Origin of the sequence: Methylobacterium sp. WL12 (assembly GCF_008039475.1) — a bacterium.
GTDB classification, from domain to species: domain Bacteria; phylum Pseudomonadota; class Alphaproteobacteria; order Rhizobiales; family Beijerinckiaceae; genus Methylobacterium; species Methylobacterium cerastii.
Genome location: NZ_VRUW01000027.1, coordinates 19,309 through 43,336 on the forward strand (window position 1 = coordinate 19,309; position 24,028 = coordinate 43,336).

Here is a 24,028-nt window from a genome sequence, read left to right on the forward strand (position 1 = left end):
GCCGTGACCGGGCGAGGAAACGTTACAGGTGAGGTCTCGACCGTGATCCGCGTCGCCCAAGTCGCCCCCAACATCTTCCCCGTTCCCCCCGAGCATCACGGCGGCACGGAACGGGTCATCCACGATCTCGGCACGGCGCTGCGTCTTATAGGTGTGGAGGTAACGCTGTTTGCCCCCTCCGACAGTGCGACAGACTTGCCGCGCGTCGGCAACCACCCGAGCCTCGCCGCCCTGGAACGGCGCCACGGGCGGGTCGCGCCAGGCGTCCCGGCTGCGCTCGACGCCCTGCAGCTCGAGGCGCTGCGGCTGCGCCTCGACCAATTCGACATCGTGCATTGCCACGGCGAGTTCGCGCATGCGGCGCTCCTCGGGGCGCGCCGCCGCCACAGTCTCACGACGGTGCACTGGCGGGTGGACGAGCTCGACCGGGCGCTGTTCTTCGCGGGCTTCCCGGACCTGCCGGTGGCGGCGATTTCGGCGGCGCAGGCGGCCGAAATCCCGGCCGCGAACCGGGCCGGGATCGTGCATCACGGCATCGCGCGGGACCGCTACGCGCTGAGTCGGCGACCCGAGGCGCACGTCGCCTTCGTCGGGCGGATGACCGACCAGAAGCGGCCGGACACCGCGATCCGCGTCGCGCGCGCCGCCGGCCTGCCGATCAGGCTCGGCGGCACCGTCGACGTCGGCAACCCGGACTATTTCGAGCAGCGGGTGCGCCCGCTTTTGGGCGACGACGCGACCTACCTCGGCCCCGTGGACGACCGCCGCAAGGCCGACCTCCTGGGCGGCGCACGGGCGCTGTTGTTCCCGATCGACTGGCCGGAGCCCTTCGGGCTCGTGATGATCGAGGCGATGGCCTGCGGCACGCCGGTGGTCGCCTGGAACCGCGGCTCCGTGCCGGAGATCGTCGAGGACGGCGTCACCGGCTTCATCGTTTCCTCGGAGGCGGAAGCGGTGACGGCGCTCGGGCGGATCGGTCAGCTCGACCGCGCCCGGGTCCGCGCACGCTTCGAGGCGCGCTTCACCGCCGACCGCATGGCGGCCGACTACCTCGCCCTCTACCGCCGCCTGCTCGCCGCCTGATGCGGGTCGCCTACCTCGCCTGGGACTACCCGCCGGCCCCGAGCGGCCTCTCGACCACGGCCCGCGAGATCGCCGAGAGCCTCGCCGAGGCCGGCGCCGACGTGACCGTCTTCACCCTCGACCGCACGGGGTGCGACCGCGTCGGCGGCGTCGACGTGGTCGGGCTTGCCCTACCGCCGGGTGGCGCGCTGGCACGCCTACGCCGCCGGGGCTCGGCCGGGCACCTCGCGGCCCCCCTCGCCTTTCGACGTGCGGTGCTCGCGGCCCACGCCCGCCAGCCGTTCGACGTGGCGGAGGCGACGAACTGGTACGCCCCCGCCGTGCTGCTCGCGGGACGCCGCGACCTGCCGCTGGTGACGCGAAGCTCGACGCCCGCCGCCTTCACCCGCGACGCCCCCGCCACGCTGCGCGACCGCCTCGACGGCCGAACCGCCGATTTCCTGGAGCGCAGGCAGGCGCGGGGCAGCGCCGGGCTCGTCGCCAACACCGCCGAGCACGGCGCGGTGATCGCGCGCGCCTACGGCCTGTCCGGCCCGCAACCGGGGGCGGTGATCGGCTTGAGCCTGCCTCCCGCGATCACGGAGGCCGCGCGCGGCGCGTCCTATCCGGAACATGAGGAGCCGGTGCGCCTGCTCTTCGTCGGGCGGGCGGAGGCGCGAAAGGGCTTCGACGCCCTGCTCGGGGCGATGGCGATCCTCGCCGACGAGGCGGCGCGCGGGTCGGGGCCGTCCGTCCGGCTCGATCTCGTCGGCGTGCCGGCGGCGGACTTGCCGGCCGATCTTCCCGCGGCGGCGCGGGCCTGCATCCGCCCGCTCGGCAGGGTGCCCGCAGACGATCTCGCGCAGGCCTACGCCGGGGCCCATGTCGTGCTCGCGCCCTCACGCTACGAGAGCTTCGGGCTCGTCTACCAGGAGGCGCTGGCCTACGGCCGCCCGGTGGTCGCCTGCGCGCTCGACGCGAGCGCGCGCGCCTTCGTCGGCGATCCCGGTGCCGGGCCGCTGGCGCGGGACGCCACCGGCGCCGCGCTCGCCGACGCGATCCGCCCGCTGCTCGCCGACCCGGACGTGCGCGTCGCCTATCGCGCCCGCGCGCTCGCGGCGGCGGGCCGCTTCACCCGCGAGGGCTTGGCGCGCCAGACCCTCGACCTCTACGCCCGCGCCCTTGCCTCGGCGCAATCGCGACAGGCGCGTTGAAGCGGACGTGTGGAGGCGAGCGCTACGCGCGAAACGGGCGCAGCAGCGCCGCTTCTTCCTCGGGTCGCCCGCGCCCGGGGGCGAGGCTCTCGTAGCGGCGCGAGCGCGCCAGCACATGCGCGCGGCCGAGGTGGTGCTCGATCGCCCCGTGCAGCGCGACGAAGCTTCGCGGCCAGCCGCCGTCGAGGGCAGGCCGCTCGTGCACCCGGCCTTCATAGCGCACGGCCTTGCGGTTCAGCCGGTACTGCACGTCCGGGAAGACGTCCGACAGCAGGCCGTCGACCCGGTTGCGGCGCGCAAGCCCGACCGAGAGCACGTCGCCCGCCTCCGCCAGGGCCGCAAGCGCCGGGAGGCGGCGGCCGACTGCAAGATCAAGGGTCTCGTCCGCGTCGAGCTGCAGCATCCAGGGATGGTGGGCGAGATCCTGGAGGGCGTTGCGCTGGGCGGCGAAATCGCCATCCAGCGGACGGGCCGCCACGCGGACCGCATCATGCGGAAACCCTTCGTCCGAGACGGTGCGCGGCGACGCAGCCGCCGCGTCGAGCAGGACGACCACGTCGTCGGTCCAGGCCGCGTGGGCCGCGACCGCCGCCAACACGCGGTCGAGGTCGGGCGGCCGGCAGAGCAGGCCGAGGGAGACCGGCACCCGCTCCCGCCCATCGAGGGCGTAGAGGTCGGCCTGCGCGGCCCGCACCGCGTGCGGCCGGCGAAGCTCCGCCCGGCCCGCGGCGTCCTGCGGGCGGATGCCGAGCCCGAGGGCGGTCGCGGCGCTACGCAACGTGTAGAGGTCGAGCCCGTAGGCACCCGCCGGGTCCGGGACGAAGGTCGGGCCGGCGAGCCGCGCGGCGAGGTCGGCGCGGCAGCGGGCCGGGTCGGCGTCCGGCGCCAGCAGCAGGCCGCAGGACGCGCAAGCGATCGGGAAGTCGCGGCGCTCGCCGCCCGGATACGCGAGGTGCCGCACGCTCGGCTCCAGCATGTCGGCGGCGCAGACGAAGCAGCGGCGCATCATCGATTTCCGATCCTCGACCTGCCCCGGCTTGCCGCGCGGGGCCGACGCCATACCTCCGCTTTTCCCCGCACAAAGTCCGCAAACCCCTGCCGCACGTGAACGCTCCCGTCGATCCGTCCTTCGTCGGCGACGCGCTTCCGCGCCTCGACCGGCCGCTCGCCGTCGTCGGCAACGCGCCGGGGGTCGAGGCCGCAGCCGCGATCGACGCGGCGGCCTGCATCGTGCGCTTCAACAACGTGGCGGGCTTCGGCGGAGCCGCCGGCTCCCGCGTCACGCACCTCGCCCTCGTCAACCGCGGCGGGCAGATGCGCGCGTGGCTGGCCGATCCGCGCTTCCTCGATCGCCCTGTGGTTCGCGCAGCGCAAGCCTTCATCCTGCCGTTCCCGATGCTCCCCGCCGAGCACAACCGGCCCGAGCAGACCTGCTGGACCCGCGAGGCGCTGGCCCGGCTCGCGCCCCTGGGCAAGCCGGTCCACGTCCTGCCCGAAGCCTTGCACGAAGAAGGACGGCGTCGCCTCGCTCCCGGCACCACCGGCAGGCCGAACCCGAGCACCGGATACCTGGTGACGCTGGCGCTCCTCCTCGCGCGGCCCGCCGGATCGGAGCCGGTCGACGCCTACGGCTTCGGCTTCGCCGGCTGGCCCGGGCATCCGTGGGCGGCCGAGCGCGCCTGGTTCGCGGAGGCCGAGGCGGCGGGCCGGCTCCGCCTGCACGAAGCCGGACGATGAGGTTTCTCGCATGACGACGCTCGTCACCGTCCTGAAAGGCGGCGGCCGCTACGACGCGACCTGGGTCGAACGCCTTGCCCGGGGCGTTCGGCGCCATGCCCCGGCCTTCGACCGCATCCTCTGCCTCACGGACCTTCCGCTCGAAGTCCCCGGGGTCGAGCGGGTCGCGCTTCGGCAGGGCTGGCCGGCGTGGTGGGCGAAGATGGAGGCGTTCCGCCCCGGCCTGACGCGGGGGACGACGCTGCTGTGTGACCTCGACACGGTCTTCACCGGCCCGGCCGACGCCCTGGCCGAGCCGGGCCTCGCCGCGATGGAGGACTACTTCCACAAGGACCGGCTCTCCAGCGCGCTGCTGCGCTGGGATGGCGACGACCTCGCTTTCCTCCACGCCGCCTTCGCCGCCGAGCCTGAACGCTGGATGGCGGCCGGCTCCTGCGGGCCGGTGCCGAACGGCGTGCACGGCGACCAGGTCGTCATCGACCACCTGATGCGCCGGGCGGGCGTGCGGCCGGCCTTCGTCCAGCGGCTCTACCCCGACCTCCTCGACTTCTACGATCCGCGGCGTGCGGAGCACGGGCCGGTGGTGATCTTCATCGGCGATGCCAAGCCCGACACCGCCGCCGGCCCAGTCCACACCGCCTGGGCGGAGCCCTGACGGGCCCGCGCGGGGGGCCGGCGAAGTCGCTTTTCAGCTCGGCGGCTTCTCGCCCGAGAGGCTGCCGACGCGCTCGGCCGCAAAGCGCGTGCGCAACCAGGCGGCCGCGGGGCCGCAGGGCCGCTGCTTGTGCCAGACCAGTTCGAGGGCGATCGGCCAGTCGCCCGCGTCGAACTGCAGGTCCGGCGTCACGAGGTCGGGCGCGGTCTGCGAGGCGGCGATCACGTGGTCGGTGACGAAGGCCCAGCCGATCCCGTGCTTGACCATCTCCAGGATCACCCAGTGGCTCTCGACCCACCACACCTCGGCGGCCACCCGCAGGCGGCGCTTCTCCGGCCCGTCGCCGCGTGCGGCGACCAGGATCTGGCGGTGGCGCTTCAGCTCCTCCCATTCCACCCGCGCCTTCGCCAACGGATGGTCGCGGCCGCAGACGAGCTTGAGCGGCACCCAGCCGATGGTCTGGAAGCCGAGTTCCGTCGGCAGGACCTCCTGGCGCCACATCACGCCGAGGTCGGCGGCGCCGGACCGCACCATGCGGCTGACATCCTCCATCAGCGGGAACAGCAGTTCCAGCTCGACGTTCGGGAAGGCCTTGGCGAAGTCCGCGAACAGGGCGCCGAGGGCATGCTCGGGGTAGAGCTCGTCGATCGCCACCACGAGGCGGTTCTCCACCCCCTGCTCGAGGCTGCGCGCCACGCCGACCAGGTGCTCGCGGCGGTCGAGCACCACGCGCGCCTCCAGCAGCAGGCGCTCCCCCGCCGGAGTCAGCACCGGGTTGCGGCCGGCCCGGCTGAACAGGGCGAGGCCGAGATCGGTTTCGAGGTTGGCGACCTGGGTGCTGACGGCGGATTGCGCCTTCCTCAGGATGCGCGCCGCGCCCGAGAAGGAGCCGGCTTCGGCCGCCGCCACGAAGGCCTGGAGCTGGTCGAGGGAGACCGCCATCCATCGAATTCCGAGATAGGTTCCAACTTGCGAGCACGAGTATCGCAGATAGAACGCGCTCAACCTATACCAGCTTTACGAGACGAGACCATGCGAACCACACGCGACCGCATCCGCCACGCCATCCTGTTCGAGGTGATCGGGCTCGCCCTCGTCATCCCGCTCGGCTCGACGCTGTTCGGCCTTCCCGCCTCCGACATGGGGGTGATCGGCGTCGGCAGCGCGCTCGTCGCGATGGCGTGGAACTACGTCTACAACCTCGGTTTCGATCGCGCGCTGCAGCGGCTGACCGGGCACACGCGCAAGGGCCTCCTCCTGCGGGTGGGCCACGCGGTGCTGTTCGAAGCCGGGCTGCTGGTAATCCTGCTGCCGCCGATCGCCTGGTACCTCGGCATCTCGCTGGTCGAGGCGCTGGTGATGGACCTCGCGATCGCGGGCTTCTACGTGGCGTACGCCTTCCTCTTCAACCTGGCCTACGACTGGGCCTTTCCGTTGCGAAGCTGGGGCGCGGTCGCAGCGGAGCCCACGGCCTGAACCGCAGCGCGCTCACGCGACGACGAGGTTGAGCCTGCGCGCGGCCGGCCCGAGCTCGACGCGCCGCCCCCAATCGAAGGCGATGAAGTCCTGCTCGATCCCGTCGGCGAAGACCACGCCGCCCTCGTTCATCCGCGAGGTGATGGACAGCGCCGTGCCGGCGAGCTTGCCCGCCCGCACCGTGGTGCCGGTGGCGACGCTCGGGAAGGGCTCGCGCACCCAGTAGCCCACCGCCGACTCCTCCGCCCCGATCCCGAGGGTGAGGCGCGTCGCCTCCCCGATCGAGCGGGCCCAGCCGGTCAGGCCGGTCCCCGAGGCGACGATGAGCCCGCTCGAGGACTGGTCCTCGGCCGCGCCCTCCGCCTCGATCCGGTAGCGCGCCGACTGGTGGCTGCGATGGCCGACGAAGATCTCGTTCAGCGCCAGCAGCCGCTGCCCGGTGTCGAGCACCGCCTCCACCAGGGTGCGGCGCTCGACCGGCGCCGCCCCGGCGGCGCTCGCCGGCAGCAGCGCACCAAGGCGCTCCACCGCGAGACGTGCGAGGGCGCCGTCGTAGAGGTCGGGCGCCGGGTTGACGCCGAGCACCGGCTGGTCGCGCAGGTACTTGGCCACGTTGGCCACGAGCCCGTCCTGGCCCACCGTCACGACCACATCCTCGGGAGCGAACAGGAAGCGGTCGAGGTCGCCGCGTCGCGCCAGCGCCTGTCGCCACTCCCCCGGCACCGCCGCCCGCGCCTGCGCGAGCACTGCGTGGAAGCGGGCGTGGCGCGCCTCCACCTCGGCCAGGTTTTGGCCTCGGCTCCCCAGGAAGAACCGGGCTTGGCCGCGGGTCGCGTGCCGGGCGAGCAGCGCCTCGTAATCGGTCTCGCGGATCACGAACACCGCGCGCGGGGCGATCACCGCCATGGCACACTTCCTCTCATGGCACGCTTCCTCTCATGGCACGCCTCCCATCATGCCACGCCCCTAGCGCGGCAAGGCGGGCGACGGCGCGGGCCTGCGGAACTCGCCGAGCGCGGCGGCCAGCAGGTCCGGCGTCACGTTGAGGTGCTCGATGGTCTCGAGCTTGCCCGCGAACTCGCGGGCGGCGAGCCCGAGGAGCACGGCGGGCGGCAGGTCGCGGTAGATCGCGGCCCGGCGTTGCTCGGCCTCGACGTGGGCGCCCTCGACGAGGCGGATGCGCTCGGCTTCGGCGGCCGCCTCGAGCCCCTGCGCCTCGGCGAGGCCGGCGGCGCGGTCGCGGGCGTTCTCCGCCTCCCGCGCGATGAGCACGGCTTCTTGCCGGGCCAGTTCCGTGCGCGTCTCCAGCTCGTTCTCGGCGATGGCCCGCTCCTTCTCGACCGCGAGGGCGCGGCGCGCGAAGGTCGCGGCGTCGGCCTTCTGCTGCAACGCCTCGAAGGTCGGCGTCTGCAACGCGCGCTCCAGCTCGCTCGACGGCGCGAGGTTGGTGAGCCGCACCGAGACCACGGCGATGCCGATCTCCGCCAACGCCGGGGCCGCCCCCAGCACGGCTTCGAGGGCGAGGCGCAGCGGCTCGGGGCCGGCGTCGAGGAGGGTGCCGACCGGGCTCCCGCCGATCGCCTGCATCACCGTCTGGCCGGCGATGCCGCCGAGCCGCGCCTCGATGCGCTCGATCGGCTCGCCCTGCGGGCGGCCGGTGCGCAGCCCGAGGGAGAAGTCGACACGGCTCGCCAGAAGCACCGGATCGACGACGCGCCAGCCGATCGTGCCCTGGACCACCACGGTCTGGAAGTCCCGGCTGCGGCCGCGCACGAACAAAGTGGTCTCGCGGTCGTCCATCGGCACCTCGCTGATGCTCGCGGTCTCTGGCCGGAACCAGAACACGAGGCCGCGCCCGCTCTGCCGGATGCGGCCGTTGCGGTAGCGGATGACGTGGCTGCTCGCCTCGCTCCTGAGCTGGGCGACCGGGCCGAGGTTGCGGATCGTGGCCATGGGAGCCTCCTTTCGCTGGAATCAGAGCGGCTTGCGGAAACGGTAGAGTTCGGCCGGCCGGAACGAGGTGCCGGCCTCGCGGGCGCCCGTCGGGACGAGCCAGCCGCGGTCGAGCATCCGGCGGCGGAAGGCGGGCTTGTTCAGGGACGTGCCCAGGATCGCCTCGTGCACGTCCTGAAGTTGGCGCAGGGTGAAGCTCTCCGGCAGCAGCGCGAATCCGACGTCGGAATAGTCGAGCTTGCCCCGCAGCCGCAGGATCGCCAGGGCGAGGATGTCGGCGTGGTCGAAGGCGAGCGGCAGGGCTTCGTGGCCCGCCCGGTCGCGCACCGCGAAGGCTGCGACGGGCCCGCCCGCCTCGCCGGCCCAGGACACGGCGATGCGGGCCGCCGACAGCGCCGCGTTCTCCTCTTCGACCTGCGCGAACACGGCCTCGGGCAGGAGTGCCAGGTAGGCGACCGTCACGATCCGCATGCGCGGGTCCCGATCGACCGCGCCGAAGGTGTAGAGCTGCTCCAGGCGCGTCCGCTCGGCCTCGATCGCATCGAAGCCGGCCTTGTCGCGAAGCACGCGCGCCGCCGCCCCGTCGAGGGTCTCGTCCGGTCGAACGAAGCTGCCCGGCAGTGCCCAGCGCCCGGCATGCGGGTGCTCGGCGCGCTCGATCAGCAGCACCGCCGGGTGGCCATCGCTAAGACCGAGCAGGACGAGGTCGACGGTCAGCGCCGGCCGCTCGAAAGCGGTGGGATCGTAGGCCTTCAGAAAGGCATCCTCGTCCATGGCGACACCATATATCTGTTCTGCATCTAACTAAGATGCAGAACAGATATATGTCAAGCTGTGCGGTCGGCTCTGCCGTGCCTGGTGCGACGTCCCTCGCTACGTGAACGAACTCCCAGCAAAATTTGATCGTCACAGCCGCTTCCGCGTTGACGACTCGGATCGGCGGCGCCCAGGGCGCTCGCCTTCGAGAAACACCGCGAGACCTGTCATGACCTGCATCCGATCGAAGAGCGTGAAGGCCCTGGCAATCTCGGCCGTCGTCGCGGCGAGCCTGACAAGCACCGCCTCCGCCGACTGCCTGCGGCGGGTCTACAACCGCTCGACCGCCGTGCTGGTGGCGAGCCAGGACGGAGGCCCCGCCTTCGTCGTCCCGCCGGGGCGTTCGGCCACCGTGCGCCTGTCGCGGCCCGGGCAGATCGACCTGACGGCGTACTGCTCATCGGTGGACCGCTTCGGACGCCCGGTCGCCGGCGGACGGGAGGCCGCAAGGCTCCACTTGGATTACGAGGCGGTGCTCGACCGCTGCTTCATGAAGTTCGGCGACGGGTTCTTCCAGCCGGAGCTCGGCCCGGGCTTCTTCGGGACGACGAATACGGCGCCCTTCACCGTGAACAACCCGAAGCAGGGCGACGTCGTCCTCGGACCTTCCGGTGCCATCTGCTCGCCGGAGAACTGAGCGCGTCTCTGGCCGTTCTTATGAGGAGATCTGTACCGGTCTCGACCTGTGGCGTATTGATGGGACCGAACATGACCGAGCAACACGGGGACGCAACACAGATGTCCGAGGTCCTGCGCCTCATCGGAACCTTGTCCGACGAGGTGCTCGATGCCCAGATCATGAAGCGGCCGGTGCCGGCGGTCCAGGTCGCGGCGTTGGCGGACGCGGCGCGCCTCCTGCAGGACCACGACATCGCCCTGCCGCCGATGCTGCTCCAGGTGCTGCATGGGCTCGATCGCGACGGTGTTTCGCCGACCGGCGACTCGGACGATGACACGTCGGATGCGCCGGACGAGGCGGATCCGGCCAAAGGCCTCAAGAGGTTCCTGCGGCCGTTTCGGAACTCTCGTTCCTAGGTCGGCTTCTCTCGGCACACACTGGGAGAAGACATGACCAAGATCACCACGCTTTCCGGCGCCGCCGCGATCCTGATGCTGACGGCCGGCGCGTCCTTCGCCGCCCCTTGCGCGGTAGGCACGACCACCAACAACCAGGGCGCGTCGTCCTCCGCCGACAAGAGCTCGTTGGCCGACGGCACCTCGACCGCCAAGACCACACCCGGCGCGAAGGCCGAGACGCCCGGAACGGTCGGCGCCCTGAACAACGTCGGCGCCGGCACCAAGCCGGCCGACGGCGAGCAGAAGCCGGCGGAAGGCAAGGTGGTGAAGCCGGGCAGCAACGACTGCTGACCACCGTCGAACGGCCTTTTTCGATCGTCCGATGGCCCTGCCGGTCTCGCCCGGCAGGGCTTTTTGTTTGTGCGCCGGACCGATCAAGGCCGCTTGCGGGGCCGACGCGACGGGTCTCGCCGGAGCTTCACGAGGCGGTCATGCCGGCGGGCGTACAAGCCTCAGCGTCCGCACCGTGCGACGCCCGGGTTCGCCGGAATCCCGCCGTCGACGAGGACGGACAGATCGCCGCGCGGCATGCATCCTCGCTGCACTGCAGCACGGCGCGCCCCATCTCTGGTGCAACGCAGTCATGGACCGTCGCACCCCGGTGCGCCCGACCCGGAGAGCCACCATGTCGAACCTCGAACACCGCGCCGCCGCACGGATCGCCCCTGGATCCGCCTCGGTGCCGCCGCTCGTCCCAAAGCACATCCGTGAGCAGTACGGCACGGCGCTGACCCGCATCCCGCACATCGCGCTCGGCGCCCGAAAGGTCACGACCAGCAAGGCCCTGCCCGCCGTCGGATCGTTCGGCTGAGGGGAGATTTTCGCCGACGCTTCCGGACCGGCGCGCGGTATCCCGGATCGCGGCTACGTCGGAGTCGCCGAGTGATCCGGGACCTTTCGACGGGTGCGCCGGTTGATCAGCGCCGCGTCCGTCAGCGGCCTGGAGTACGCCGTGTACAATCCCTTCTTCTCGTCGATGATGCTCGCCTTCGAAGCCCAGAAGGTCGTCGAGCTTCGCCTTGTCCGGCTCGCCTGGGGCGGCCGCGAAGGCACGGCCGAGATGCAGTCGATGGTGGTCGAGAAGATCCAAGCGGGCATCGAGGCCGCCGGCACGCTGATGATGGGCGGCTCGCCCGAGGTCGTGATCGCGCGATACCGCGAGCACGTAGCCCAAAATACCAAGCGGCTGATGGCGGCGTAGGCTTCGAATCGGGCGGCCGGCACCGGACCGGCCGATCACAGAGCGCCGCGATCGGGCTCCCGCGCGGGGCATCGGGAGGCCTCGTCGGCGCTGATCGCCGAGACACCGCGGGATAGGCCGCGAGCTTTTCCCGTGACGACGGGACTGGCGCCGTCCTTCCCTTGCGACATCCCTGCTTCAACCAGGCATTGCAGATTTAACTTATGATAACGTAGAGACGCGAGGGCTTCGCTATGCGGCTCGAAGGACGGGCCGGTCGCAATCTCTGGTTGGCCAATCGGGATACCCGCCCCTTCGCCCATCGGAGACGACGTTGCCCTGCGCTCATTTCGCCCGCGAGGATGGCGACAGCTGGACCGATGTGAGCGGGAGCGGCGAGTTCCGCGCGCTTCGACCTTTCGGCCGACGCACCCGGATCTCCGGGGATGCCGGGCGTCCGATGTCCGCGCGGGCGCCGCGCCTCGGATCGATCCGCTGGTGAGCGACGCGCTCGGCTCCGACCAGTCGCCGCCCGCGCTGCTGATCCGCAAACTGGCGAGCACCGCGCAGCTCTCGGATAGGGATCGTGGCGCGATCGGGATGCTGCCATTCGCGGTCCGCACCTTCCCGGGGCGCACCAGCATCGTCCACGAGGGTGATGCGCCCAAGCAGTGCTGCCTGATCCTGGACGGGTGGGCCTATCGCTGCCGCACCCTCGCCAACGGGCAGCGCCAGATCTTCGCGTTCTACGTGCCCGGCGACATGCCGGACATCGAGAGCCTGCACCTGCACGTGATGGACCAGGGCCTCGTGGCGATCGCCCAGACCACGGTGGCCTTCGTCGCGCACAAGGACATGCGCGCCCTGATCCAGAGCAACACCAACGTCGCGATGGCCCTGTGGCGCGACACCCTGATCGACGCCACCCGCTGCCGCGAGCGGGTGATCAGCCTCGGCCGGCGGCAGGCCGTCGGCCGGATGGCGCACCTGTTCTGCGAGATGTACGTCCGCCTGCGGACGGTCGCCCTGGCGGACGACCTGCGCTACCTGCTGCCGCTGACCCAGGCCGAACTGGCGGACGCGTTGGGCCTGTCGTCGGTGCACGCGAACCGCTCGTTGCAGGAACTCAGGAAGATGGGGCTGGTCACGCTCCACCGCCGCGAGCTGATCATTCAGGACTGGAGCGGGCTCGCGACGACTGCGGAGTTCGACCCGTCCTACCTTCACCTGATCTGACGATCCGGGCTGCGGATGGCGAGCGGTCGGTCGGCGCATCGGGCGGGGGTGATACGGCGCGGACGGGCCGGTGCAGCCGCCTACACGAACGTGCCGCGCCGGCGGCCGGGATCATTGGGTTTGACGGCGCAGGGCGTGGATCGTTTCGACCGCGGACGAGCCGGAGGTTTCGATGTGGCAGACGAGGCGCAGCGTGAGCAGCGTGGAGTCGGCGTCGCGGATCGTCACCACGATGAAGCCACCGCGTCCGTCGCCATCGAGGTCGGAGACGTAGCGAGCTGCGCACGAGATCGCGTGCGCCCGCGCCGCCTCGATGTCCGACAGCTCCGTGCCCGCCTCGTCCCGGAGGTCGATGCCGTCATGGATGTCGAAGTAGTATCGGACCATGCTCCCCCCGGCATACATCGCTAACCTATGTAAACAGAGTCCTCGACACCGAGCACTCTGGCGGGATATGACCCATATTGGTGATGGGCAGGACTAGCCTTATGCATCGAACGACGCAAGATGTAACCCCACGGTCACAATGGCGATAGAGGTCAAGGTGCAGGAAGAGACCATTGGCGCCATTGGCGACGCCGTCGACCTGCTGATACAGGCTCGCGAGCGGCTTGAAGCGCATACGTCGTCGAAGACGCGCCTACTCCTCGACATGCTTCTTCTGGATCTTGCCGAACAGTTGGCTGCTTTCGCCGAAGAGGCAAAGCATTGACGGCAGGTGGACCGATTTTTCGCCGGCATATCGTCCGAATCGGATTCACTTATGACGCTTTCGGCGAAGTCGAGGGTGTCTAACGTGAGGCGCGCGCCTCCCGTGATGCGAATGCCCCCGCTTTGCTCAAGTGCCTTTCCCCTTCGGCGGGCGCGAACGACGTTCAAGACGCTCAGAAGCATAGAGTGCGAAGAGAACGCAGCTTTAACGAAGCCTTTACTACGACGAGGGATAACCAAGAAAACAACCCTCGATTGCGTCTGGCCGATGTACCTCCCGCTGATCGCCGCACTGATGATGCCCTGCGCCCTCATGGTGGTCGCGGTCTCGGTTGCCGGTCGCGGAGACCCTGACGACCGGTGGACCAAACTATCCCACTCCACTCGTCGCCTGATGGACCTGTAGGCCGAGCATGCCGCCTCTCGCGAGCCACACCTCGCGCCGTAGACTTTCGTCCGGCGACGAACCGGCGTTTCGTTTACGGCGCGTTAACCATTGCAACCGGAAGTTGATATTACAGGTTCTCGAAGACAGGTGATCACGTGGCTGGTCTTGCGCAACTCGAAGAACAGGCGGTGGAGAGGCTGACGCTCCGTCTTGTCGAGGACGCCTATTACGACCTCGCGGCGGTGGTGCAGGCGGCCAAACCCCAGGCCGCGGCCGCGCTCCTGGCGGTGATGGAGCAACGGGTGACCGACGTCCTCACCCTCCTGTGCCGGACCCGGTCCGAAGGCGAGCGCTCGGAGGTGATCGCGCTCGCGGTCGGCGAGCGCATCGCCGAGATCATGGACCAGGCGCATGGACGCCCGTCGCACGTCCGCGCCGCCTAGGGAGATCGCATCATGACCGTCGACCGCAGCGCCGGCTTCGAGAAACGAGCCGTCGAAGGTTTCCTCGGCGTCGCCTTGCAGGTCGCCCTGGTCCGCCTCGGCGAACTCTCGGGTGGACGGGCCGAAGAGGCGCTCGACCATTACGAGCATTCGCTCGTCCAAGCCCTTCGAGGTTTGACCGGGCCCGAGGGAGCGAAGCTATCGACGAAGACCGCAGTCGAGGATACGATCGTGATCCTGCGCCGGGCGATCGACCGCGCCAGCCGGACGATCGCGGAAGGCGAAGCTTCGACGATGCGGCGCTCGCCGATCGCAGCCTGACCGATCACCGATCGGCCGTAGGCCAGCAGAGTGATCGCAGGTCGCAGCCGGATGAGATCGACCGCGGGCGACGATGCCTTTTCTCTCACGTTCGCTGCTTGCAACGTCGCGAGAGGTGTTGGTCAGCGCAGTAAACGCTTGCAGCGAACGGACCGCGCGGAGCCCGCCTGCGGCGGAGGACGAATACTGACGGCGGGTCGCAACAGTAGCATCTGCGCAGGCACAGCGACCGGCTAACGGTCAAGCTATGTCGAATTTGCAACCCCGGGTTGATCTCAGGTGTGAAACTCAATCGCGCGCAATGCGTATTGGGTCGTGTCCGGACCGGCGACGACGCCGGCTCGGCTTCCTCCGACCTGAAAGCGACCGTTCCGATGATGCCCACGCATGCGCCGAAGCTCACCACCGATGGCGATCGGTCGATCGGAAGCCGCATCGCGGCGTATCGGACGGCGCAGGGCCTGAGCCAGACTGCGCTCGGTCAGGCTCTCGGGGTGACGTTCCAGCAGGTCCAGAAATACGAGAAGGGCCGCAACCGCGTGGGCGCCGCCCGCCTTCAGGCGATCGCCGACTTTCTCGGCGTACCGGTCTCGACCTTCTTCGATGAGCCGGCCGAGGCCGTCGACGGACGCGAGTCGATCCAGCACCTGCTGCAGGACCCGGAGGTGATGAGCCTGGTCCGGACCTTCGCCGGCATCTCCGACGCGGCGACGCGCCGCAACGTTCTCGCCATCGTCAAGGCCGCCGCCAGCCTCGCAACCACTCCTCCGGCGTCGGTCGAGTGATGCGGCTCCGACCGCGGCGGGTTCGGGGTGTCGGACGGTACAACCGACTTTTCAGTCGTCGCGCGTTGAACGCGTACAGCCTCACAAATTATCTTTTAGTCCCAGACAAGATATTTTTGATACTGCGCCGCCGTTTTATTGCCATGTGCGCGCAGCGCATGGCGTGACTTGGTCTTCGATGGACGAATGCGGTCGAAGGGCGGCAGTATAAAAGAAGAACTACGAATTTCCTGCATTATGTTGCGTTGCAAAATCCGCATATCGCACCGCACCATTTCCGTGTTTCAATCTCTTGGTCGGTCGGCTCTGCAGGCGACCCAACCGGAGATTCGTCATGCGCTTCACCCACGCCCTCACCGTTGTCGCCCTCGTTTCGGCGCCCTTCGTCGCCGGCACCGCGATGGCCGGCGAGCCGCTCAACCTCACCCCGCCGCTCTACCGCGAGCAGGCCCGGACGATCCGGCAGACCCGCGCGACCAGCGACATGCTCACCACGCCGCAGCCGGTCATCGCCGCCAAGCCCGTCGAGGCCCGCCGCGTCGTCGAGGTGGTCGCCGAGGCCAGCGCCGCCCGCTGATCCCGCGATCGGACGGCCGACGCGGCTCCTCGAACGAGCCCGCGGCCACCTTGCGCCGGAACACCGCCCGCCTCCGGCGCGGGCGGGGCTCCGGCGGATCGCGTTTGACGGTCTGAATATTCTACGCACGGCGCGGCCGGTCTCTTCCGCGAAGGAGACCGCGTCGATCGCAAATCCGTAGCGCGGAACCTCGCCCTATCGGATCTGCCGTTGCGCGGCCTCCCGCCCGGCAGCAGCGTGGAACCGAAAACGAAGACGTGATCGTCACGCTGGGGTCGGTCGCGCGCCCGAGGACGTGCCGAACGCAGGACGTGGCCTCGGCCGTCGAGCACGACGGTTAGGCGGTCGCCGCCCCGCAGCACTTCCCAAAATTTCTTCTCGCGTGAAGCCGATCCGAGCCGGGCGTTTGACCCTCGGAACGAGGACCGGCGCAAGGCTTAAGGCCCCTTGCAAGCTTGCGGCGCGCCTTGGGATTGGGAAGGCCCGAGTACGGTTCTGGGACCGGGTCCCGCCCATCGCCCCGGCGCTCGCCTCCGCCATCCAACCGCACAAGCACATGACGGTCGAAGCCGGCGGCAAACTTTGGTTCTGTCTGCGCCGACCGCGCACCTGCCTACGCAAGCCCGAATTGGGGCGGCTCCGCTGAAATCATGGATCAAGTGGCGACCGAGACCGTCGGCTCGGACCCGAATCGGCAACGGACCGCACGCCGCCCTCGCCATGCCGACCCATCCGCTTCTCGCCGAGGCGAAATGCCCGCGTCGGAAGTCCGCGGTCGTTTGGAGCTTATCCAGGCTGTCCGAGTTGCCCCCGGCATTTCCGATTTCGATGGCGACGCCCTGCGGCGGCCGTCGCCCCCCCCCCCGCAACAGGTTCGGAGACCATGATGGGACGACCTGGAGACCTCGACATGAGCCGACGCGACGTGGTCGCCACCGCGACCGCGGCGGCGGCCCTTTCCACTCTTCCCTCGGGCGCCCGCGCCGAGGGCGCCGCCACGGGCCAGCCGGTGCTTGCGACGGTGTCGTTCACGATCAACGGCGAGCGTCGCGAACTCGAGCTCGACACCCGCACCAGCCTGCTCGATGCGGCGCGCGAGCACCTGCGCCTCACCGGCTCGAAGAAGGGCTGCGACCACGGCCAGTGCGGCGCCTGCACGATGATCGTCGACGGTCGGCGCATCAACGCCTGCCTGACGCTGGCGGTCATGCACCAGGGCGCGGAGATCACCACCATCGAGGGGCTCGGCCAGCCCGACAAACTCCACCCGATGCAGGCCGCCTTCATCCGCCACGACGGCTACCAGTGCGGCTACTGCACGCCGGGCCAGATCTGCTCCGGCGTCGCGGTGCTCGCCGAGATCGAGGCCGGCATCCCGAGCCACGTCACCGCCGACCTCACCGCGCAGACCACCGTGACCGAGGCCGAGATCCGCGAGCGCATGAGCGGCAACCTGTGCCGCTGCGGCGCCTATTCCAACATCGTCGAGGCGATGAGCGAAGTCGCCGGCCTCGAGACCGGCCGGAGGCACGCATGAGGTCCTTCACCTACGAGCGCCCGGACACGGCGGCCGCAGCCGCAGCCGCCGTCGCCGCCACGCCGAACGCCAAGTTCATCGCCGGGGGCACCAACCTCCTCGACCTGATGAAGCTGCAGATCGAGACGCCGACCCACCTCGTCGACGTGAACGGGCTCGGGCTCGACCGGATCGAGGCGACGCCGGACGGCGGACTGCGCATCGGCGCGCTGGTGCGCAACACCGACCTCGCCGCCGACGCGCGCGTCCGAAAGGATTACGGCGTGCTCTCGCGGGCGCTGCTCGCCGGCGCCTCGGGGCAACTGCGCAACAAGGCGACCACAGCCGGAAACCTGCTGCAGCGCACCCGCTGCCCGTACTTCTACGACACGGCCCAGGCCTGCAACAAACGCCAGCCCGGCTCGGGCTGCTCGGCCCTCGACGGGGTGAGCCGGCAACTCGCGGTCGTCGGCGGGAGCAACGCCTGCATCGCCACGCATCCCGGCGACATGGCGGTAGCGATGCGCGTCCTCGACGCCACCGTCGAGACGATCGATGCGAAGGGCGCCGAGCGCAGGATCCCGATCGCCGAGTTCCATCGCCTGCCCGGCGACGCGCCGGAGCTCGACACGACGCTGCGCTCAGGCGAGCTGATCACGGCGGTGACGTTGCCGAAGCCGGTGGCGGGCACGCACATCTACCGCAAGGTCCGCGACCGCGCCTCCTACGCCTACGCGCTGGTCTCGGTGGCGGCGATCCTCGGCAAGGACGGCGCCGGGCACGTAGCGTTCGGCGGGGTGGCGCACAAGCCCTGGCGGGTGGAGGCGGCCGAGGCCGACCTGCCGCGCGGGGCGAAGGCGGTGACGGACGCGGTCTTCGCCGACGCCGAGCCGACCCAAGAGAACGCCTACAAGCTGAAGCTCGCCGAGCGGACCCTGTCCGCCGCGCTCAACCAAGCCAGGGCCTGAGCCATGAAGTTCGATCAGCCAGCCGGCCAGAACCCCATCGATCAACTCAAGGTGGTAGGCAAGCCCACCGACCGCATCGACGGCAAATACAAGACCACCGGCACGGCGCCCTACGCCTACGAGCGCCACGACGTGGCGGCGAACCAGGCCTACGGCTACGTGCTCGGCGCCAGCATCGCCAAGGGCCGCGTCCGCGCGATCCACACGGAGGACGCCAAGCGCGCCCCCGGCGTGCTCGGGATCGTGACGACACTCGAGACCCCGCGGCTCGAGCGGGGCATGATGAACGCCGCCTACCTGTTCGGCGGCGACCAGATCCAGCACTACCATCAGGCCGTCGCCGTGGTGGTGGCCGAGACCTTCGAGCAGGCGCGCGCGGCAGCCTTCCTGGTCGCGGTCGACTACACCCCGGATGCCGGCAAGTTCGACCTCGCCGTCGAGGCGAAGGGCGCTCCGCCCGTGCCGGGCGACAGCGGCGAGGGCAGCGGCGGCGACGGCGAGGAGCGCGTCGGCGACTTCGAGGGGGCCTTCGCGCAGGCGCCGGTCACGCTCGACGAGCGCTACACCACCGCCGACGAGAGCCATGCGATGATGGAGCCGCACGCGACCATCGCGGCGTGGGACGGCGACAAGGTCACGCTCTGGACCTCGAACCAGATGATCGGCTGGGGCCACGGCAGCTTGGCCAAGATCCTCGGCGTGCCGAAGGAGAACGTCCGCCTCGATTCGCCCTATGTCGGGGGCGGCTTCGGCGGCAAGCTGTTCGTGCGCGCCGACGCGGTGCTCGCCGCCCTCGCGGCGAAGGCCTTGAAGCGGCCGGTGAAGGTCGCGCTGACGCGTCCCCTCATCGCCAACAACACCACGCACCGGCCGGCCACGATCCAGCGGGTGCGCATCGGCGCGACCAAGGACGGCACGATCACGGCCATCGCCCACGAGAGCACGTCCGGGAACCTTCCCGACGGCGATCCCGAGACGGCTGTGAGCCAGACCAAGCTGCTCTACGCCGGCGCCAACCGCCTGACCGCGATGAAGCTCGCCCACCTCGACCTGCCCGAGGGCAACGCGATGCGGGCGCCCGGCGAGGCGCCGGGCCTGATGGTGCTCGAGGTCGCCATGGACGAGATGGCGGAGAAACTCGGGATGGACCCGGTCGAGTTCCGCATCCGCAACGACACCCAGGTCGACCCGCAGGACCCGAAGCGGCCGTTCTCCAAGCGCGACCTCGTCGGCTGCCTGCGGCTCGGGGCGGAAACCTTCGGATGGGCCAAGCGCAACCCGCGCCCCGGCCAGGTCCGCGACGGCCAATGGCTCGTCGGCCACGGGATGGCGGCGGCCTTCCGAAACAACATGGTCCTGAAGTCCGGCGCCCGGGTGCGCCTGGACGGCGACGGCACGGTGACGGTCGAGACCGACATGACCGACATCGGCACCGGCAGCTACACCATCATCGCCCAGACGGCCGCCGAGATGATGGGCGTGACCCTCGACCGGGTCGTGGTGCGCCTCGGCGATTCCGCCTTCCCGGTCTCCTCGGGGTCCGGCGGGCAGTTCGGCGCCAACTCGTCGACGGCGGGCGTCTACGCGGCCTGCGTGAAGCTGCGCGAGGCGGTGGCGCAGCGGCTCGGCATCAACTCCGAAGACGCCGTGTTCGCCGACGGGCAAGTGCGGGCGGGCAACCGCGCCGTGCCGCTCGGCGAGGCGGCCGCCCAGGGCGCGCTGTCGGCCGAGGACACGATCGAGTTCGGCGACCTGTCCAAGAAGCAGCAGCAATCGACCTTCGGCGCCCACTTCGTCGAGGTCGGCGTCGACGCCGACACCGCCGAGATCCGCGTCCGCCGGATGCTGGCCGTATGCGCGGCCGGGCGCATCCTCAACCCGAAGTCGGCTCGCAGCCAGGTCATCGGCGGCATGGTGATGGGGACGGGCGCGGCGCTGATGGAGGAGCTTGCGGTCGACACCAAGCGCGGCTTCTTCGCCAACCACGACCTCGCGGGCTACGAGGTGCCGGTGCACGCCGACATCCCGCACCAGGAGGTGATCTTCCTCGACGAGGTCGATCCGATGTCCTCGCCGATGAAGGCCAAGGGCGTCGGCGAGCTCGGGATCTGCGGCGTCGGGGCGGCGGTGGCGAACGCCGTCTACAACGCCACCGGCATCCGCGTCCGCGACTATCCGCTGACCCTGGACAAGTTCCTCGACCGGCTGCCCGAGGCGGCCTGAGCGCAATCCCCCCCGGAGCCGGACCGATCCCGGCACCGGGGGTTTTCAGGGAAATCGGTCGCATCCATGCCCTCTCGCGCCGCGCTAGCTCGACGGCATGGATCGAAGCTTTCCCCTCACCTTTCCGATGACTCGCGCCGCCGGGCTCGACCGCCTCTCGGCCTTCCTCGCGGAGGCAGGGGCGGATTACGCCGCCGCCCGCAACACCGACCGTGGGCCGGACGCGCGGCCGACCACCTCGGCGCTCTCGCCCTACCTGCGCCGGCGCCTCGTGACGGAAGCGGAGGTCGTGGCCGCCGCCGAAGCCGCCTTCGGCGATGGCGGCGCGGAGAAGTTCGTGTCGGAGGTCTTCTGGCGGACCTACTTCAAGGGCCATCTCGAGACCCATCCAGCAGCCTGGACGGACTTCCTGGCGCTTGCCGCGGCCGACCGGGGGCGGCTTGCGGCCGAGCCCGGCCTACGCCGGACCTTCGACGCCGCGATCGCGGGCCGGACCGGCATCGACGGCTTCGACGACTGGGCGCAGCAACTCGTCGAGACCGGCTGGCTGCACAACCATGCCCGGATGTGGTTCGCCTCGATCTGGATCTTCACCCTGCGCCTGCCTTGGGCGCTCGGCGCGGACTTCTTCCTGCGCCACCTCCTCGACGGCGACCCGGCGAGCAACACCCTGTCCTGGCGCTGGGTGGCGGGCCTGCACACGCGGGGCAAGCACTACGTGGCGCGTGCCGAGAACATCCGGCGCTACACGGAGGATCGCTTCGACCCTCGAAACCTCGACGAGTATCCGGACGCCCTCGACGAGCCGATGCCGCCGCGCGAGGTCGCCCTGCCGGCCGCCGACGCCGCGCCCTCGGGCGACGTCGCCCTGCTCCTGCACCTCGACGACCTGCACCCGGAGAGCCTGCCGCTGGGCGCGGCGCGCGTGGTGCGGGTCGGAGGGCTGATCGCGCATGCCGAGGGGGCGTCCGAGGCCGTCCGGGCGGCGGACGCCGCCGCGATGCGCGATGCGCTGGACCGGGCGGCGGCCCGTTTCGACTGCTCGGCGGGACCGGCGACCGGCGCCTGGGCCGGGGTGCTTCCCGTCGTCACCGCCTGGGCGCCCGTCGGCCCGTCGGCGGCAGTGCTGCCCGAAGCGGTCTTGCGGCTGCGCCGACCCTGGGACGAGGCGGCCTGGCCGCTCTCGAACCGCGGATATTCCAGGCTCCGCTCCGCGATTCCGCGATTGACCGCAGCCTGACGCCCCTGTCGGCGGCGCCTCGCGAGGCGCCGCGCGCTGGCGCCCGAATGCGAAGGCCCTGGCCCCGGTGCCGGCTTTCGGCGTAGCCGGACGGCCATGTTCCATCTGATCTTCAGCCTCCCCTGCCTGTACGTCGTCACGCGGGTGCTCTGGCCGCTGCCGGGGCCGCCCGCGGCGAAGGCCGCCGTGGCGGTGCTGCTGCTCGTCGCCTCGCAGTACCACCTGTGGTGCCGCCTCTCCTCCGGCTCGGTGTTCGCGCCCGAGTTCCCGCGTTGGCTGGTGGTGCTGTTCAACGGGGCCTTCGGCGCCATCCTGCTGCTCGCTGGGATGCAGATGGCGCTCGACGCCGCTGCGCTGGTCGCGTGGCCGTTCGGCGGCTGGGCGATCCCCGCTGCCTGCCGCGACGGGGCGGCTGCGCTCGCGCTGCTGCTGTCGGCGTTGGCGGTGCGGCAGGCGGTACGGCTGCCGCCGCTCCTGGACGTCGAAGTGCGGATCGCGAACCTCCCCGACGCCTTCGACGGCTACACGCTTCTGCAGCTGACCGACCTCCACATCAGCCGGCTCTTCCCGGCCCCCTGGACCGAACAGGTGGTCGCGCGCTCCAACCGCCTCGGCGTGGACCTCGTCGTGATCACCGGCGACCTGATCGACGGCGCGCTGGCCTCGCGTCGCGCCGACGTGGCGCCGCTCGCCCGGCTCGGCGCGCCGGACGGCGTCTGGATCGTGCCCGGCAACCACGAGTACTTCTTCGACTACCCCGCCTGGATGCGGCACGATGCCGAGCTCGGCATGCGGGTGCTCGCGAACCGGCACACGGTGCTGCGGCGCGGCGACGCCGTCCTGGTGCTCGCGGGCGTCACAGACCGTTCGGCGCCGCAGACCGGCCACCCGGGACCCGATCTCGACGCCGCGCTCGCGGGCGCGCCTCCGGGCGCGCCGATCATCCTCCTCGACCATCAGCCCAAGGGCGCGCGGGCGGCGGCCGCGCGCGGCGTCGCGCTGCAGCTCTCCGGCCATACCCATGGCGGAATGATCGCAGGGTTCGACCGGCTGTTCGCCCGCGCCAACGGCGGCTTCGTCTCGGGCCGCTACGCGGTCGGGGGCATGATTCTCTACGTCAACAACGGCACCGGGCTCTGGCCTGGCTTCGCCCTGAGGCTCGGGCGCCCCTCCGAGCTGACGCGCATCACCCTGCGCCGGGGCGATGACGCCGCCGACCCGGCGCCGACCCGATAAGTCGCGCTGAACGAGAGCGCTGCCGCCACGTCGGCGCCGTGGATCGCGTTGCGCGTCATGCCAAGCGTGGCTTGCGTGCGAGCCGGACGACTGGGTATACCAGATACACGCCGGATGATCGTCCGACGCAAAAACAATAACCTAACTCTCAGGGATGAAATCATGCCGCGCCGAATCTTGATCCTCGGGGCATCTTACGGCTCGCTGCTTGCGACGAAGCTGTTGATGGCCGGTCACGACGTGACGCTCGTCTGTCGTCGGAAGACCGCGGATCTCATCAACAGCCAGGGCACCGAGGTGCGCATCAAGCTGCGCGACGAGGCCACGCACCGGGCGTTCCACTCGCGCGACCTGCCGGGCAAGGTCGACGCGATGCCGCCCGAAGACGTCGACGTGTCGCGCTACGACCTCGTCGGCTTGGCGATGCAGGAGCCGCAGTACAACAACCACACGATCCGTGTGCTGATGATCAAGATCGCCGCGGCCAAGCTGCCGTGCCTGTCGATCATGAACATGCCGCCGCTGCCCTATCTCGAGCGGATTCCGGCGCTGGCGAAGATGGACCTGCGCGAGGCCTACACCAATGCCGGCGTCTGGGACCGCTTCGAGCCGGGCCTGATGTCGCTGTGCTCGCCCGATCCGCAGGCGTTCCGCCCGCCGGACGAGCCCGCCAACGTCCTCCATGTCGGGCTGCCGACGAACTTCAAGGCGGCGACCTTCGCCGACCCCGAGCACAACAAACTGCTCCGGGAGCTGGAAGCGGGCATCGACGCGGTGCGGGTCGACGGGCACGACGTCCCCGTGAAGCTGAAGGTGTTCGATTCGCTGTTCGTGCCGCTGGCGAAGTGGTCCATGCTGCTCACCGGCAACTATCGCTGCATCACCCCCGAGGCCCCGCGCTCGATCCGCGATGCGGTGCACGGCGACCTCGATCGCTCGCGCGCGATCTACGAGCATGTCGACGCGCTGGCCCGCCGCCTCGGTGCCGACCCCGCCGACCAGGTGCCGTTCGAGAAGTACGCCAAGGCGGCCGAGGGCCTCCTGAAGCCGTCCTCGGCCGCCCGCGCGGTGGAGAGCGGCGCGCCGTACATCGAGCGCGTCGACCTGCTGCTCAAGCTGATCTCGCACCAGCTCGACATGCCCGAGGCCGAGATCGACCGCACGGTCGAGATCGTGGACCGCAAGCTCGACGAGCGCATCATCCCGGGCTGATT

Annotated in this window: 28 protein-coding genes; 22 read left to right on the top strand and 6 right to left on the bottom strand. The window is 70.5% G+C overall.

All coding sequences use genetic code 11. The annotated features are described in order from the left end of the window. Positions 1 to 42 precede the first annotated feature (42 nt). Together FV226_RS12480 and FV226_RS12485 are read left to right on the top strand one after the other, a co-directional pair. A complete protein-coding gene (locus FV226_RS12480) occupies positions 43 to 1,083 on the top strand; it encodes a glycosyltransferase family 4 protein (RefSeq protein ID WP_147751370.1) in 1,041 nt (346 codons plus the stop codon). Next, the gene (locus FV226_RS12485; RefSeq protein ID WP_147763163.1) at positions 1,083 to 2,276 is read left to right on the top strand and encodes a glycosyltransferase family 4 protein; all 1,194 of its coding nucleotides are present in this window, start codon (positions 1,083 to 1,085) and stop codon (positions 2,274 to 2,276) included. Before FV226_RS12480 ends, FV226_RS12485 begins: the two co-directional genes overlap by 1 nt. A gap of 22 nt (positions 2,277 to 2,298) precedes the next feature. Here the strand turns inward: FV226_RS12485 and FV226_RS12490 are convergent, their stop codons facing one another. Further along, complete coding sequence (locus tag FV226_RS12490) at positions 2,299 to 3,282, bottom strand: hypothetical protein (RefSeq protein ID WP_147763176.1); 984 nt, start codon at positions 3,280 to 3,282, stop codon at positions 2,299 to 2,301. A gap of 98 nt (positions 3,283 to 3,380) precedes the next feature. Between FV226_RS12490 and FV226_RS12495 the strand changes: the two genes are divergently transcribed. Together FV226_RS12495 and FV226_RS12500 are read left to right on the top strand one after the other, a co-directional pair. Next, positions 3,381 to 4,013, top strand: a complete 633-nt coding sequence (locus FV226_RS12495; protein WP_147752055.1) for a hypothetical protein — start codon at positions 3,381 to 3,383, stop codon at positions 4,011 to 4,013. Between the two features lie 10 nt (positions 4,014 to 4,023). Further along, on the top strand, positions 4,024 to 4,668 hold the full coding sequence (locus FV226_RS12500) for a hypothetical protein (RefSeq protein WP_147752056.1): 645 nt from the start codon (positions 4,024 to 4,026) through the stop codon (positions 4,666 to 4,668). Between the two features lie 33 nt (positions 4,669 to 4,701). Here FV226_RS12500 and FV226_RS12505 read toward each other — a convergent pair whose 3' ends face one another. After that, the gene (locus FV226_RS12505) at positions 4,702 to 5,610 is read right to left on the bottom strand and encodes a LysR family transcriptional regulator (RefSeq protein ID WP_147752057.1); all 909 of its coding nucleotides are present in this window, start codon (positions 5,608 to 5,610) and stop codon (positions 4,702 to 4,704) included. Between the two features lie 90 nt (positions 5,611 to 5,700). Between FV226_RS12505 and FV226_RS12510 the strand changes: the two genes are divergently transcribed. Beyond that, a complete protein-coding gene (locus tag FV226_RS12510) occupies positions 5,701 to 6,144 on the top strand; it encodes a PACE efflux transporter (RefSeq protein WP_147752058.1) in 444 nt (147 codons plus the stop codon). Positions 6,145 to 6,156: 12 nt separating this feature from the next. Here the strand turns inward: FV226_RS12510 and FV226_RS12515 are convergent, their stop codons facing one another. From FV226_RS12515 to FV226_RS12525, 3 genes are read right to left on the bottom strand one after another with little or no spacing between them, the layout of a single operon-like run. Then, entirely contained in the window at positions 6,157 to 7,050 is an 894-nt protein-coding gene (locus FV226_RS12515) for an NAD(+)/NADH kinase (protein WP_147752059.1), read from the bottom strand. 60 nt (positions 7,051 to 7,110) lie between these two features. After that, positions 7,111 to 8,097, bottom strand: coding sequence for an SPFH domain-containing protein (locus FV226_RS12520; RefSeq protein ID WP_147752060.1), 987 nt, complete (start codon positions 8,095 to 8,097; stop codon positions 7,111 to 7,113). Positions 8,098 to 8,118: 21 nt separating this feature from the next. Next, positions 8,119 to 8,871 carry an NUDIX domain-containing protein gene (locus FV226_RS12525; protein ID WP_147752061.1) on the bottom strand — a complete coding sequence of 251 codons (753 nt, stop codon included), beginning with the start codon at positions 8,869 to 8,871 and terminating at the stop codon, positions 8,119 to 8,121. A gap of 211 nt (positions 8,872 to 9,082) precedes the next feature. Between FV226_RS12525 and FV226_RS12530 the strand changes: the two genes are divergently transcribed. The 6 genes from FV226_RS12530 (at position 9,083) to FV226_RS12555 (ending at position 12,406) form a co-directional block, all read left to right on the top strand. Then, complete coding sequence (locus tag FV226_RS12530) at positions 9,083 to 9,550, top strand: hypothetical protein (RefSeq protein WP_147752062.1); 468 nt, start codon at positions 9,083 to 9,085, stop codon at positions 9,548 to 9,550. 101 nt (positions 9,551 to 9,651) lie between these two features. Beyond that, on the top strand, positions 9,652 to 9,948 hold the full coding sequence (locus tag FV226_RS12535) for a hypothetical protein (protein ID WP_147752063.1): 297 nt from the start codon (positions 9,652 to 9,654) through the stop codon (positions 9,946 to 9,948). Positions 9,949 to 9,981: 33 nt separating this feature from the next. Further along, a complete protein-coding gene (locus tag FV226_RS12540; RefSeq protein ID WP_147752064.1) occupies positions 9,982 to 10,281 on the top strand; it encodes a hypothetical protein in 300 nt (99 codons plus the stop codon). A gap of 334 nt (positions 10,282 to 10,615) precedes the next feature. Next, positions 10,616 to 10,801, top strand: coding sequence for a hypothetical protein (locus FV226_RS12545; RefSeq protein ID WP_147752065.1), 186 nt, complete (start codon positions 10,616 to 10,618; stop codon positions 10,799 to 10,801). A 141-nt stretch (positions 10,802 to 10,942) separates the two neighbouring features. Next, positions 10,943 to 11,191 (top strand): hypothetical protein, encoded by a 249-nt coding sequence (locus tag FV226_RS12550; protein ID WP_147752066.1) that lies wholly within the window; start codon positions 10,943 to 10,945, stop codon positions 11,189 to 11,191. Between the two features lie 477 nt (positions 11,192 to 11,668). Next, positions 11,669 to 12,406 (top strand): Crp/Fnr family transcriptional regulator, encoded by a 738-nt coding sequence (locus FV226_RS12555; protein WP_246686182.1) that lies wholly within the window; start codon positions 11,669 to 11,671, stop codon positions 12,404 to 12,406. Between the two features lie 111 nt (positions 12,407 to 12,517). Here the strand turns inward: FV226_RS12555 and FV226_RS12560 are convergent, their stop codons facing one another. After that, positions 12,518 to 12,793, bottom strand: a complete 276-nt coding sequence (locus FV226_RS12560) for a hypothetical protein (RefSeq protein ID WP_147752067.1) — start codon at positions 12,791 to 12,793, stop codon at positions 12,518 to 12,520. 157 nt (positions 12,794 to 12,950) lie between these two features. On the opposite strand from FV226_RS12560, the gene FV226_RS27960 reads away from it, so the two are divergent. The 11 genes from FV226_RS27960 (at position 12,951) to FV226_RS12610 (ending at position 24,026) form a co-directional block, all read left to right on the top strand. Then, positions 12,951 to 13,118 (top strand): hypothetical protein, encoded by a 168-nt coding sequence (locus tag FV226_RS27960; protein ID WP_187273660.1) that lies wholly within the window; start codon positions 12,951 to 12,953, stop codon positions 13,116 to 13,118. Positions 13,119 to 13,660: 542 nt separating this feature from the next. Further along, positions 13,661 to 13,948 (top strand): hypothetical protein, encoded by a 288-nt coding sequence (locus FV226_RS12565; RefSeq protein ID WP_147752068.1) that lies wholly within the window; start codon positions 13,661 to 13,663, stop codon positions 13,946 to 13,948. Positions 13,949 to 13,960: 12 nt separating this feature from the next. After that, positions 13,961 to 14,269: a hypothetical protein gene (locus FV226_RS12570; RefSeq protein WP_147752069.1), complete on the top strand. Its 309-nt coding sequence runs from the start codon at positions 13,961 to 13,963 to the stop codon at positions 14,267 to 14,269. A gap of 374 nt (positions 14,270 to 14,643) precedes the next feature. Further along, positions 14,644 to 15,054, top strand: a complete 411-nt coding sequence (locus FV226_RS12575) for a helix-turn-helix transcriptional regulator (protein WP_147752070.1) — start codon at positions 14,644 to 14,646, stop codon at positions 15,052 to 15,054. 334 nt (positions 15,055 to 15,388) lie between these two features. Beyond that, positions 15,389 to 15,631: a hypothetical protein gene (locus FV226_RS12580; RefSeq protein WP_147752071.1), complete on the top strand. Its 243-nt coding sequence runs from the start codon at positions 15,389 to 15,391 to the stop codon at positions 15,629 to 15,631. Positions 15,632 to 16,517: 886 nt separating this feature from the next. Beyond that, positions 16,518 to 17,168, top strand: a complete 651-nt coding sequence (gene paoA, locus FV226_RS12585; RefSeq protein WP_147763164.1) for an aldehyde dehydrogenase iron-sulfur subunit PaoA — start codon at positions 16,518 to 16,520, stop codon at positions 17,166 to 17,168. Next, the gene (locus FV226_RS12590; protein ID WP_147752072.1) at positions 17,165 to 18,115 is read left to right on the top strand and encodes a xanthine dehydrogenase family protein subunit M; all 951 of its coding nucleotides are present in this window, start codon (positions 17,165 to 17,167) and stop codon (positions 18,113 to 18,115) included. The genes paoA and FV226_RS12590 overlap by 4 nt, the downstream gene beginning before the upstream one ends. A gap of 3 nt (positions 18,116 to 18,118) precedes the next feature. Continuing rightward, complete coding sequence (gene paoC, locus FV226_RS12595) at positions 18,119 to 20,338, top strand: aldehyde oxidoreductase molybdenum-binding subunit PaoC (protein ID WP_147752073.1); 2,220 nt, start codon at positions 18,119 to 18,121, stop codon at positions 20,336 to 20,338. Between the two features lie 97 nt (positions 20,339 to 20,435). Continuing rightward, the gene (locus tag FV226_RS12600) at positions 20,436 to 21,578 is read left to right on the top strand and encodes an FAD-binding domain-containing protein (RefSeq protein ID WP_246691587.1); all 1,143 of its coding nucleotides are present in this window, start codon (positions 20,436 to 20,438) and stop codon (positions 21,576 to 21,578) included. 96 nt (positions 21,579 to 21,674) lie between these two features. Continuing rightward, positions 21,675 to 22,814 carry a metallophosphoesterase gene (locus tag FV226_RS12605; protein ID WP_147763165.1) on the top strand — a complete coding sequence of 380 codons (1,140 nt, stop codon included), beginning with the start codon at positions 21,675 to 21,677 and terminating at the stop codon, positions 22,812 to 22,814. Positions 22,815 to 22,976: 162 nt separating this feature from the next. Continuing rightward, positions 22,977 to 24,026 carry a 2-dehydropantoate 2-reductase N-terminal domain-containing protein gene (locus tag FV226_RS12610; RefSeq protein ID WP_147752076.1) on the top strand — a complete coding sequence of 350 codons (1,050 nt, stop codon included), beginning with the start codon at positions 22,977 to 22,979 and terminating at the stop codon, positions 24,024 to 24,026. Positions 24,027 to 24,028 lie beyond the last annotated feature (2 nt).